This is a genomic window from Bacillus sp. JJ1127 (assembly GCF_036965845.1).
GTDB lineage: Bacteria > Bacillota > Bacilli > Bacillales > Bacillaceae_G > Bacillus_A.
Genome location: NZ_JBALQK010000051.1, coordinates 4095 through 16003, shown reverse-complemented (window position 1 = coordinate 16003; position 11909 = coordinate 4095). Strand labels below are relative to the sequence as shown.

The 11909-nt window shown below is 37.7% G+C and carries 12 protein-coding genes; 5 read left to right on the top strand and 7 right to left on the bottom strand.

Translation table 11 applies throughout. The features are described from left to right. Nucleotides 1-25: 25 nt before the first annotated feature. The 3 genes from V7183_RS06905 to V7183_RS06895 are packed head-to-tail and all read right to left on the bottom strand — an operon-like array spanning nt 26 to nt 3453. Nucleotides 26-1402 (bottom strand): zinc ribbon domain-containing protein, encoded by a 1377-nt coding sequence (locus V7183_RS06905; RefSeq protein WP_335359041.1) that lies wholly within the window; start codon nt 1400-1402, stop codon nt 26-28. A gap of 12 nt (nt 1403-1414) precedes the next feature. Next, the gene (locus V7183_RS06900) at nt 1415-2956 is read right to left on the bottom strand and encodes a zinc ribbon domain-containing protein (protein WP_335359040.1); all 1542 of its coding nucleotides are present in this window, start codon (nt 2954-2956) and stop codon (nt 1415-1417) included. 5 nt (nt 2957-2961) lie between these two features. Next, the gene (locus V7183_RS06895) at nt 2962-3453 is read right to left on the bottom strand and encodes a zinc ribbon domain-containing protein (protein ID WP_335359039.1); all 492 of its coding nucleotides are present in this window, start codon (nt 3451-3453) and stop codon (nt 2962-2964) included. 153 nt (nt 3454-3606) lie between these two features. Here V7183_RS06895 and V7183_RS06890 point away from each other — a divergent pair, with 153 nt between their 5' ends. Both V7183_RS06890 and V7183_RS06885 read left to right on the top strand, forming a co-directional pair. Then, the gene (locus tag V7183_RS06890) at nt 3607-5226 is read left to right on the top strand and encodes an SWIM zinc finger family protein (protein ID WP_335359038.1); all 1620 of its coding nucleotides are present in this window, start codon (nt 3607-3609) and stop codon (nt 5224-5226) included. Continuing rightward, nucleotides 5210-7966 carry a DEAD/DEAH box helicase gene (locus tag V7183_RS06885; RefSeq protein ID WP_335359037.1) on the top strand — a complete coding sequence of 919 codons (2757 nt, stop codon included), beginning with the start codon at nt 5210-5212 and terminating at the stop codon, nt 7964-7966. The genes V7183_RS06890 and V7183_RS06885 overlap by 17 nt, the downstream gene beginning before the upstream one ends. A gap of 261 nt (nt 7967-8227) precedes the next feature. Here V7183_RS06885 and V7183_RS06880 read toward each other — a convergent pair whose 3' ends face one another. After that, on the bottom strand, nt 8228-8713 hold the full coding sequence (locus V7183_RS06880) for a VanZ family protein (protein ID WP_335359036.1): 486 nt from the start codon (nt 8711-8713) through the stop codon (nt 8228-8230). Between the two features lie 110 nt (nt 8714-8823). Here V7183_RS06880 and V7183_RS06875 point away from each other — a divergent pair, with 110 nt between their 5' ends. Beyond that, on the top strand, nt 8824-9048 hold the full coding sequence (locus tag V7183_RS06875; RefSeq protein ID WP_097899370.1) for a DUF1659 domain-containing protein: 225 nt from the start codon (nt 8824-8826) through the stop codon (nt 9046-9048). Nucleotides 9049-9077: 29 nt separating this feature from the next. Then, nucleotides 9078-9293 carry a DUF2922 domain-containing protein gene (locus V7183_RS06870; RefSeq protein ID WP_097899371.1) on the top strand — a complete coding sequence of 72 codons (216 nt, stop codon included), beginning with the start codon at nt 9078-9080 and terminating at the stop codon, nt 9291-9293. A 20-nt stretch (nt 9294-9313) separates the two neighbouring features. On the opposite strand, the gene V7183_RS06865 is transcribed toward V7183_RS06870, so the two are convergent. Beyond that, complete coding sequence (locus V7183_RS06865) at nt 9314-9712, bottom strand: DUF4359 domain-containing protein (protein WP_097899372.1); 399 nt, start codon at nt 9710-9712, stop codon at nt 9314-9316. Nucleotides 9713-9904: 192 nt separating this feature from the next. On the opposite strand from V7183_RS06865, the gene V7183_RS06860 reads away from it, so the two are divergent. Beyond that, nucleotides 9905-10384 (top strand): competence protein ComK, encoded by a 480-nt coding sequence (locus V7183_RS06860; protein WP_097899373.1) that lies wholly within the window; start codon nt 9905-9907, stop codon nt 10382-10384. A gap of 51 nt (nt 10385-10435) precedes the next feature. Here V7183_RS06860 and V7183_RS06855 read toward each other — a convergent pair whose 3' ends face one another. Together V7183_RS06855 and V7183_RS06850 are read right to left on the bottom strand one after the other, a co-directional pair. Then, nucleotides 10436-10903, bottom strand: a complete 468-nt coding sequence (locus tag V7183_RS06855; protein WP_335359035.1) for a sigma-70 family RNA polymerase sigma factor — start codon at nt 10901-10903, stop codon at nt 10436-10438. A gap of 167 nt (nt 10904-11070) precedes the next feature. Continuing rightward, complete coding sequence (locus tag V7183_RS06850; RefSeq protein WP_335359034.1) at nt 11071-11751, bottom strand: Yip1 family protein; 681 nt, start codon at nt 11749-11751, stop codon at nt 11071-11073. Nucleotides 11752-11909: the final 158 nt, after the last annotated feature.

Genomic DNA, 11909 nt, shown 5'->3' with positions numbered 1-11909 from the left:
CTTTGGGACAGCTCCTTTTCACATTTTAATGCGTTGGACCAGATATTTCTTCTGATTTCAGCGTATTATTCGCAGCGATTGAATGATACAATATTTTTCCATCCGCACTTACTGTAACAATATGTTCATTGCTGAAGCTTTTGAACTTCACAGATCCATCACCATAGCGAATATTATATTCTTCGTACGTCGTTACTTTATATTTTGTAGAACTTTGGCGCTCAACATTGCGCACTTCAAATTTTAATAAATCCTCAGTAATTCCCTTTTTCTTTAAATATTGCAGATAATCGCGGTCTTCTGTATATGATTTCCCGCTCTTATCATAGTCATTTTCAATTAAGCTAAAGTCATTTAAAGAAATAGCACGCACGTTGTTATAAATGTGAGTACGAACAAATTCACCAATCGCAGCATCAGATGTTTGTTTTGGGAATTTTAAATAATAGGAGCTTTGCTCTCCAATTTTTACACTTTCAGATTTCACAACTCCAAAATCCGTTTGTTTTTCCAAATGTACCTCTACTGTTTCATCTGCTGGCACAGGTCCTAGTTTATAACTTCCGTGATCTAACTTTCCACGCTTTTTGCCGTTTACAAAGACACTAACGCTATTTTCGTCAGAAGAGATTGTAACATAGTTTCCTTCAAGTGGTAATTTCACATCCACTTTCCCATCTTTTTCTCCAGCTAGCTCAACTTCCTTTTCCGCTTCCAATTCAGTAAGCTCTGCTTTTGCCTTTGCTTTTACAACATACGTGCCAGGAAAATAAGGTCCGATTTCTTTAGAAGATTTCTCGCTAGAAATATCAGTTGCTTTTTTATCATTTACATATACTTCCGCCGTTTTTGCAGTTGTGCTGACGTTCATGAAATATGATTTAATGCTGAACTTATATTTCGGATATAAGAACCATTCTTTCCCATCTTCTACAATTTGTCCATCCACAAAACTCTCTTTATCTACAAGCTTTTGATCTACCGTTTGCTTTTGTAAGTAAGATAATAACTCTTTATTATAAGAAGGATTATCCTTTAAGTAACGTAAATAAGATTTAATATCTTCTGTTGTCATTTTTAAACCTGGGTCATCCGATTTTACAAAAGAAGCAATTGTATTTATATCTTTTTTATTGAAAGCTTCAATTAATGTATTGATTTGCTTTTCTTTCGAAAATTTATATGCCCCGAATTTATATGCGCCAAACAATGCAGCAGCAAACAATGCAATTACAATTAAGATCACAATATTTTTCTTACTCTTCTTTGGCTGTACTTCCTGATATACATCCGCTCTCGAAGCAGCCATATTTTCTTCAATCACTTCTACTTTACTTCCGCATTCCGAACAGAAGTTCAAGTGATCTGCGACTTGTTTTTTACACGTTCCACAAAACTTCACAACGATTCCCTCCTACTTTCTTGCCAATTTCATTCCAGCGAAAGCGGCTACATATGTCAGGATAAAACTACCGAGTATTAAATAGATCCAGTTGCCCTGCATAGATAGCATCGTTCCACTCATTCCAAACATACTTGTCAATTTCCCTGAAACATCAATTTGAAACTTGGAAAGAATATTTATTAAGAGCATCATAACTGTATAAGCACCACTACATACAGCAAGTGTTACATATATATTAGCTGCTGATATTCTCGCTAATTTTTGTCCTGCTCTAAACATAAAGAAGAACGGAATAATAAGCAGTAACAATCCATAATGGAATCTACTATTTACATCTTCTATTCCTGCAAGTTTTTCTGGCCCTGCCCCTTCAGCAATTGCAAGCTCCTTTAACCCTGTTCCATTAAAAGACATACCAGATACGAATGAGAACTGTATTTCGTTATCTTTTTCTTTTTTACTCTTACGTGAAAAACCTTTTTCAAAAGCAGGACTTGTTACTTCCACTGGCGCAAGATGAGCCATATTCCATACTTGTGGTGTCAGCTGCAGTGTTAACATCACACGCTGTGACGTTGTAGATGCTAATTCTTTCAATGGTTTCACACTATCCTCTTTCATAAAGAGAGCCATTACACATAAAATAACAGCTGTTAGCAAAAAGCCTTTTACCACTGCTGCTACTCCGTAATAAAGTGATGCTCCATATGGAATTAACTCACGGAATGCTTCTGCCATATTGTTTTGGCTTGTATGAGCAATCATTCCTAATAAACTAAAAATCGTTCCACATATAAATCCACTTACTAAACTTTTAAAGGAAGAATACCCAACTCCTACCGTTACAGCATCCATTCCTGGAACAGCAATTGATTTAGATGCAATGAAGCTAACAATAAATAAAAACACACCATAAGTAATACCGACTGTAGCTGCCATTGTCACTTGTTCACCAATTGTATGAGCAACTCGCTTCTTTCCAATCCATATACCTGTTCCACCTAAAATAATAAATGGAATTAATAATAATAGTAAAAATGGAGTATGCCAATATAAAGAAAGAATTATTCCATCTGTATCTCCGGCTGAAAAACCAAGTAAATGGTAGTTTAATAGTGTTGCTGTTGCTCCATTATAAAAACCTGATAGCATATCTAGTTCACGAGCAAACTTATGAAGAAGTTCCTGTGTCATTGTTGCAAATACAAAACTTCCAATCCATCCCGCAAGTAACATAAGAACACTCGCAATAGCTCCGCCAATTAGACCCGTTCTTAAACCACTCTTATGTAATCCCAATTCAACTTTAGTGCCTTTTTCCATACTAGGTAACTTTACGATATGCTCTTTTTTCTTCACCGTAAATAAAGAATGACCGCACTTTTGACAGTACAGATTTTGGTGGGCATTTTCGTCCCCACAACCGCGGCAATACCTAGCGTTATCTTGTTCAAGGACTACACTATCTGTAACCACCATTGCCATACTTCCTTCGTTAGGACAGTAGTTCACTTCTTCTCCATGTTGATTCCCACATATGCGACAATACATCTTGCTCACTCCCCACCTTGCTTAATACCACAAACTGGACAAAAGATGGATGTTTTTGCAATGTGCTCATTACATGATGCACATACAACTTTTTCCTCACTTCTCTCTACCGCTAACATTGGATTTGGATTCCCACATGCTCCGCAAAACTTATCACTGATTGATAGAGAACCACCACATTCACACGTCACTTTCTCTCCCTGTTGCTTTTGCAGTTCAACAATTCGCTTTCTTGCCTGATAAATCGTAACATCGAATGCTTGGATTGGAGCAACTAATGGCTTTAATGATTCTTCCTTTACGCCAGTATCTCGAAGTTGAACATACACTTTTTGACCAAGCTCTAATAAAACCTCTGTCTTCTTCTGGAGCTGTACTTGTATTTCCTTCTTCAATTGTGCAATCTCTTGTGCAACTTGCAGCTTCACCTTTCCTTGTTCAATTCCTTCTTGCAGCTTATTCATACCGCTACCTAGTTTCGCCTGCAAATCTGACAAATCCAATCTCCTCCTCAATAAAAAATCATATATTTTCCCAAGTATATGTTACCATATTTTCCTTTTTCTGTACGATCAAATTCATTTTTTCTGTTTTCGTAGCTTTTTGTTTATAATGGTAGAGGAAAGAATTCTTTTGTACGGAGGAAAACTATGCTGCAACATTCAATTACGAAAGATGAAATTATGATGATTGCGAATGAATTTGTTCAAGGACTGGATCCGCATCAAGCAGCCGATCAAGAACACGTTGCGACTGCTCGTCATTTGTATCGCAGCGGCGTTGTCTACAATGTTGACTTCGATGGTTATACGTTATCAGGTACCGTAGATGCTGAAGGAAACGTGTATAGCGTTCATATACCGATTCGTAATATCTCAGAAAGCTATTGCGATTGCTTCGCACCAACGCAATGTGAGCACATGCTCGCTGTTTTACTATCTGCCGCTTCTAGTTTTGGGCAAGTGGGCGATGTATTAACCTTGTTTAAAAATAAAACGAAGCCAACGCTCCCTCCGATTCGAACGGCGCGACAAGTATTACAATCGTCCGCATTTGAAGAAACGGATTATAAAAGCTGGCAGGCGTACTTTGAGTCTGAATACGAATCGTTTAAAAAAGAACAAGCACGGCTCACATATAAACAAATGTATTTTCTTATGAGTATCTTTACAGACTTTTATATGAAGTTAGAACGGAAAGCACCGCGCATCATTGTGATACATGAACTATTTAAATTACACGGTGCACTTTATTGTTTTCAAAAATTATTAGAAGAAATCGGGGATTTTGAAGCAAATAAAACCTACTCTTATCATCAACCAATTCACGTCGTTCGCCTATTTGTTGATAAAGTGGAATCACTTGTACGTGACTTTAAATCAGAACCTATTCCCGCTGAATGCGAGCCCATTTTACAAGAAACAGCTCGCCTCGTGCACACCATTTTCTTCTCAGCCGATTCCTATACACAGGAGAGATTCTTTATTTACCGGCATATATGGGGAGAACTCTTAACAGAAAAAACCTGGATACAGGAAGAGCAGAAACGAATTGATGCAAAGATGCACCCGCTTTCAAAAGCACTCGCTTCTTCTCATCTACTCTTTTTACAACAAAACGATGAAGCCGCTATGGAAATACTTGAAAAGCAACCAGCTTCAGTTGTTAGCCTTTATTTTGACTGGCTAGAAGAGTTGCTGAACACCATACAGTGGGACCGCACTAAAAATTGGCTTTCTTTCACATATAAACAGGTGAAGAAAACAATTCATAATCAGACGGATACGATTTTTGTAAAAGATATCGTTCGTTTATTTATCATGATGTATGAAACATATGCGACACATACAAATGAACAAGCGGGACTTGAAATGATTTTGCAAGAACTATTACCGTACAGCTTCACAAATTACGAACAATATGTACTAGCAAAGAAACAATATTATACATGGACAGAACTTCATCTCTTGCACGGGCCTCAGACAATTGAATTGTTAAAAGAGCCACTGAAAGAAGTTGAAAAGGAAGCGCCCGAAGCAGCCCTTCCGCTCTATCATCTTGCAGCAGTGCAAGCGATTGACGAACGGAATCGTAAATCATACCGCCGTGCCGTCCGCTACTTAAAGAAATTACGTATGCTCTATAAGCGCTTGAAACGAACAGATGAATGGAATGTTTTCATCATCCAAATCGCAAATTTACATTCACGCTTACGTGCACTACAGGAAGAATTACGGAAAGGAAAATTAATCGATGATCATACAAACTGAAGTAACAATTAGGCTCCAGCATGTCAGTCAAGGTTGGTTCCTTTGGGGAGAAGATGCAGCCGGCATTCTCCTACCTGTAGCAGCTTGGAAGCAAAACGCCTTCACATGGCACTCCACTTCCTTCTACGGTACCTTCTTGAAGGAAGTTACACATGAGGGACGAAGCGGCATTATGTTAACAAACGTCCAAGCATTTGAGTATATCGCAAATAAGCCGATGAACTCCTTTGCTGAAATGCAAATAAATGGACCAATTACTGCCCTTACGCCAGATGCGAAAGAACTATGGGATGCCTTTGTAACTGGAAGCTTTATACCTGATATGAAGCGCTGGTCAAATCATCCATCATGGAAAGTTAATCATGTTTCAACTGAAGATGATACGCTAGCATTGCTCTTCTCTCAGGCAATTAATGAAAGTATTCTTCAAGACGCTCGCTCTAATGATGGCTGGGAAGATGCAAAACGACTATATGAGCACTATGACTTTACGAAAAGACAACTTGAGACAGCGATGCATGAAGAAGATTGGCTCCGAAAGATTGGTTACATTGAGGATGATCTTCCCTTCACAATCGGTCTTCGTCTCCAAGAGCCGCAAGCTGAATTTGAAATGTGGAAACTGGAAACAATTATTACGCCAAAGCGTGGTGCACACCGAATATATGTATATAGTGGCATCGATTCACTACCAAAGAGATGGCATAATTATGAAGAACGTATTACAGAAACACAGGAAGGATTCAGTAGGCTAGTTCCATGGCTTAAAGAAGATGACCATTTCAGGGAAGAACTCTATGAAACAGAAGCTTGGAACTTCTTAACAGAAGCAAGCAATGAGCTACTAGCAGCTGGCGTTACCATTTTACTACCATCTTGGTGGCAAAATTTAAAAGCAACAAAACCAAAGCTACGCGTCCAATTAAAGCAAAACACAAATCAAACGCAGTCTTTCTTTGGCATGAACACTCTCGTCAATTTCGACTGGCGTGTCTCCACAAATGGAATTGATTTGTCAGAGAGCGAGTTTTTTGAACTTGTTGAACAAAACAAGCGACTCTTCAACTTAAATGGACAATGGATGAGACTTGATCCTGCCTTTATTGAAGAAGTAAAAAAACTAATGAAACGTGCAGATAAGTATGGCCTTGAAATGAAAGATGTCCTGCAGCAGCATTTATCAAACTCAGCAGAAACAGAAATCATCGAAGAAGATAATCCATTTACCGACATTGAAATTGAGTTAGATGGCTATTACGAAGGGCTCTTCCAAAAGCTACTTCATATCGGAGACATTCCAAAAGTAGAACTACCCTCTTCCTTACAGGCGACACTTCGCCCTTACCAAGAGCGCGGTGTAGAGTGGTTATTATATTTACGAAAGCTCGGATTTGGGGCATTGTTAGCGGATGATATGGGGCTCGGAAAAAGTATCCAAACGATTACTTACTTGTTATATATAAAAGAAAATAGTCTCCAAACAGGCCCAGCTTTAATCGTGGCACCAACATCTGTACTTGGGAACTGGCAAAAGGAATTTGAGCGTTTTGCACCTAACTTGCGCGTACAGTTACATTATGGAAGCAATCGTTCCAAGGGAGACTCTTTTAAAGAATTTCTTCAAGATGCAGATGTTGTATTAACTTCTTATGCGTTAGCACAGCTTGATGAAGTGGAACTGAGCACACTATGCTGGGACTCTATTATTTTAGATGAGGCGCAAAATATTAAGAACCCGCATACAAAGCAATCAAAGGCCGTTCGAAATTTACAGGCCAATCATAAGATTGCTTTAACCGGTACACCAATGGAAAACCGTCTTGCAGAGCTATGGTCTATTTTCGACTTCCTAAATCACGGATATCTCGGAAGTTTAGGGAAGTTTCAGCGCCGCTTCGTAACACCGATTGAAAAAGATCGTAATGAAGCGAAAATCCAGCAAGTACAGCGGTTCATTTCACCATTCTTACTGCGCCGCACAAAACAAGATCAAACGGTCGCATTAAACTTGCCGGACAAACAAGAACAAAAAGAATACTGTCCGCTAACCGGTGAACAAGCATCACTATATGAACAGCTTGTGCAGGATACCTTGCAAAACGTTGAGGGGCTAAGCGGGATTGAGCGACGCGGTTTTATTTTACTCATGTTAAATAAATTAAAACAAATTTGTAATCATCCTGCGCTTTATTTAAAAGAAGAGGCACCGAAAGATATTGTGCAGCGTTCTATGAAGACACAAACACTGATGGATTTGATTGAAAATATAAAAGATCAAAACGAAAGTTGCTTAATCTTCACACAGTATATCGAAATGGGCAATATGTTACAGAAGATATTAGAAGAAACATTTGGTCAGCGTGTCCTCTTCCTAAACGGTAGTGTACCGAAGAAAGAGCGTGATCAGATGATCGAACAGTTCCAAAATGGAACATATGATGTCTTTATTCTATCCTTAAAAGCTGGCGGTACAGGGTTAAACTTAACTGCAGCAAATCATGTCATTCACTATGACCGCTGGTGGAACCCAGCTGTAGAAAACCAAGCGACAGACCGTGCTTATCGCATCGGTCAAAAACGATTTGTCCACGTTCATAAGCTCATTACAACTGGAACACTTGAGGAAAAAATCGATGAAATGTTAGAACGCAAACAATCACTAAACAACGCGGTTATCACAAGCGACAGTTGGATGACAGAACTATCAACAGACGAATTGAAAGAACTACTCGGTGTTTAAAATCTATATATACATCAATTAAAAAAACGACATAACCCCCTCTTTTTATAAGTGGGAGAGAGCATCTGGCCATGCATAGAAGCGGTCAGGGCCCTTTTCTGCCACATGCGAAGTAAAAACAGAAAGAGCAAACGAGTGTAGGTTACTTTTTATTCTGCATAGCAGGGATTTAGATGTCGAAAAATGAAAATGGATTTATATAGTATAATGTCGTATATTGCCGAACAGTCGATATATGAAAAAGGAGCTATTCCTAATGGATTAGCTCCTTCTTCTATGCCAAAACCAATTGCTGATTATAATTCCCATCAATCCACCGCACGTATCTAATACTGAATCTTGCCACATCGGTGTACGATCACCTGTAAACCATTGATGAATTTCGTCGAATGTCGCATAGCCCGCTACGCAAAGCAATGCAAATATAAAAGTACGCTTTCTTGAATAACCCGATCGGTATAAGGCGTAGTATATTAATGAACCAAGCATAAAGAACACCATAAAATGCGTTCCCTTACGAATGAAGAACTCAATAAAACCACCAACACCTTTATTTGCAATACTAACTGGTGTGCCTCCGCCATAATCAATGGATACCCATGAAAAATATTCTTTCACAAATTCCACATTCACGTGCTGCTCGATATTTGATCGCATATCCTGCTTCTTATATGGCTGTGCTGAAGAATAAAAAATAATCCCCATCCATAATAAAACAGGAATCCAAAATAACCATTTACGATTCATTTTTTGAGGCTCCTCTCTTATTCTTCTAAGCGTACCAAAAAAAAGAAAAAAATTCACGCCAAAATATTACCGTTTCCCCCTATATATATGACGAAAAGGGGGTGAAAAAGATGGCAGTTGAAACGATTGTAACGGATTTGACTTTACGCCTTGTATTAAACGATGGCCTAGACAAAAACGGGAAAACAGTTTTCAAAAACAAACAATTTAAACGAGTAAAACCAAATGCTGATTTAGGAAAGGTACACGAAGTAGCACGTGCACTTTCTTCATTGCAAGAATTGAAGCTCCATGCTGTACAACTTGTGAGCACAGCCGATCTTTCTAACCTGTAAAATTTTTAATACAAAGGAGGTCATAAAACATGCAAGTACTCGAATTGATTTTCGCAAAAGAGGATGGAAAAACTGTTGTTTTCTCCATCGACAATCCAACAACACCTGTAAATGAACAAACAATTACCCAAGTGATGGACACGATTCTTTCCTCTTTCATTTTCCTATCAATTGATGAAAACACTCGCAAAAAGGGAGCACGCCTTATTGAAAAGACAGTATCAGAAGTAAATATTGCTCCTTAACGAAAGAAGACGAAGCTGTATCACTTTGCAGCTTCGTCTTTCTTCTTCGGCATTTCAATCGGAATGAAAATACGAGAGAATCCAACTGAAACATATTTATAATTTTCTTTTCCCATTGTAAATTCCGTTGTATACGTCGAGAAGAAAATATAATCATTACGCTTTGTATAATGATCAATTAACAATCCTACTTGCGGCTGTACATACTTCTTCCCTAACTTATTACCAATTTTCGCAAGCTCTCCAACAAATCCATCTGGATTTTCTTTTTCAACTTCCGTTAACTTTTTACTAATATCATTGTGATTCATAAATTGCTTTGCCGCCCACTCTGTATATTCCCCTTTACTCGGGTTGCTGTTTGCTAAATAAACAAACAGAAGGACAACAAGTGCCAAAATAATATATTTCCACTTCATATTCCATCACCGCCTAACTGTTTCTATTTTCATATATATGTACAAGCGGTGCAAATTAGAAAACCTACCATCCATAAAATATCCTTAAATCAATAGAAACTTTACAAATATTTACAGAATTTTAAAATTATTTTTATATTTTATCTCTATACTAAAATATGTAAACTAATACTTTTAAAGGAGGCTGTTCAGTTGCCTTACCCAGTTAGTCTTCACGCCATTTCTGATACTATAATAATGCTACGGCCTTATAAAGATCCTTTTTTTCGCACTCAAATTCATACCACTAACGGATTTCTCTACTCGCCAAAAACACCATTAGAGTTAATAAAAGAATCTATTATCTCACACAATTATTCCACATACGAAGGAAGACGCAAAGCAATTATTGAAAAATGGAATTTATGCCAAAACACGCCTATCCCTATTAATCATCGTCGCTTCATTTGTGCCATTCCGACAAAATCACCTGCTGCTTGGGATTGCATCTGGGTATTCTATAAAAGTATTAAACACATTAAAAAAGATAATAAAAAGCGAGCCATACTATATTTTCGTAATGGAGATATTGAAACTTTACCTATTAGCTATTACCAAATGATGCAGCAATGGAGAAAAGCCGGTAATATTTTGGCTCAAATGATGCTCGATGATTTTCATAACAATTTCTAATAGAAATAATAAAATGGAGACAAGGTATTGCCTGTCTCCATTTTATGTTTACTATATTTCAGACCGCATCTTCTTTAACGCCTGCCGATATATCCATCTCACTTGATAATACGTCATGCCCATTGCCTCCCCAATTTCATGCATTTTCTTCCCCCCGTAAAAACGCTCCGAAATAATATATCTCTCCCTCTCGTCTAACAAACTCATATAATCTCGCACTTCTGACGACACTTCTACTCCGCATACAAGCTGCAACATTTCTTGATCAAAACATATATGCCGCTTTTGAAATCGATTTTCTTTCTTTAACTTCTCTAACAAATACCCGCGTACCATTACAAGAGCATATGCTGAAAAACTCCCTTTCTCTGCCTCGTACCTTTCATATGCAACCCAAAGCCCAATTAAACCGCATTGATAAAACTCTTCATAATCTTTATACAGACAAAGCCTTTTCATTTGGTTCTTAATCATCTTTTCATACAAAGTAACTGCTTCTGTAAAAGTGACCGGCTTCATATCATACCTGTTTCTAGAAGGTATACCTCTTTGTTATTCCGCGGTACCTTTACAATATAAAAAGATAATAGAAATTTCATGGTGAGTTATTTGAAATTCTAAGCGCATTATTTTAAATAAGGACAAAAATAAAAAAACGGCTCTTATCAAGAGCCGTTTTTCATATATTACTGACCAAAACTAGGTGTAAAACCACTTAAGCTACCAAATCCAACAGACAGGATAAAGAAGATTACAATTAGTGTTGTTGCTTGTTTTCTGCTTAATCCCGCTACAATTTGTAAACCTAACCCCATTACAATTAATCCCCAAATATTGAAAACTTCAAACGCTGAAGCTGCGCCATGGATATATGTACCTGGCTCAAATAGAGTAGCTAAACTTGTATAAGAGGTTTGGATATCTCCACCAAGTATCATTCTTAAAATGAAATTAACAATTACACCTAAAACCGAAATTGTATACGTGTATAAGTAAAGTGATAATAGCTTCATATATGGTGTATCATTACCCATAAACATCATAATTATTTTATAAATTCCTGCTGCAACAAAGAACCAAAATGCTGTCCCAAATGATCCTACGATTATTCCTGTGCCAATCCCAAAATACCCCATCATTTTAGCAGCTTCTGGATCTTGCACATTTTTCAATACTTCTGGATTATTCATCGCTTGATACATGCCAATTGCACTAACAACTGACACCATAATAATGAAAAGGAAAAATGCTCCCCAAACAGGGCTCTTCGTCTTCATTCTCTCAAACTGTACTCCAGGTGATGTAATCATTCCTAATAATGATGGCTTTTTCCCGCTTACATCTTGCGTGTTAACACTCGCTTCCATTCTAACGCCTCCTTTTATTTGTATAACCCGTTCTAACGGGCGGTTCACTTCCTCTTTACTAGAGGCGGTGAACCGCCCACTAGAACGATATGTGTGTGTGTAAATCTATTTTAATTTTCCGACATCTAAATCCCTGCTATACAGAATAAAAAGTAACC

Coding starts and splice junctions, on each gene's coding strand:
- V7183_RS06890 (WP_335359038.1), top strand. CDS start 3,607: ATGCTGCAACATTCAATTACGAAAGATGAAATTATGATGATTGCGAAT.
- V7183_RS06880 (WP_335359036.1), bottom strand. CDS start 8,713: ATGAATCGTAAATGGTTATTTTGGATTCCTGTTTTATTATGGATGGGG.
- V7183_RS06865 (WP_097899372.1), bottom strand. CDS start 9,712: ATGAAGTGGAAATATATTATTTTGGCACTTGTTGTCCTTCTGTTTGTT.
- V7183_RS06875 (WP_097899370.1), top strand. CDS start 8,824: ATGGCAGTTGAAACGATTGTAACGGATTTGACTTTACGCCTTGTATTA.
- V7183_RS06850 (WP_335359034.1), bottom strand. CDS start 11,751: ATGGAAGCGAGTGTTAACACGCAAGATGTAAGCGGGAAAAAGCCATCA.
- V7183_RS06900 (WP_335359040.1), bottom strand. CDS start 2,956: ATGTATTGTCGCATATGTGGGAATCAACATGGAGAAGAAGTGAACTAC.
- V7183_RS06885 (WP_335359037.1), top strand. CDS start 5,210: ATGATCATACAAACTGAAGTAACAATTAGGCTCCAGCATGTCAGTCAA.
- V7183_RS06855 (WP_335359035.1), bottom strand. CDS start 10,903: ATGAAGCCGGTCACTTTTACAGAAGCAGTTACTTTGTATGAAAAGATG.
- V7183_RS06870 (WP_097899371.1), top strand. CDS start 9,078: ATGCAAGTACTCGAATTGATTTTCGCAAAAGAGGATGGAAAAACTGTT.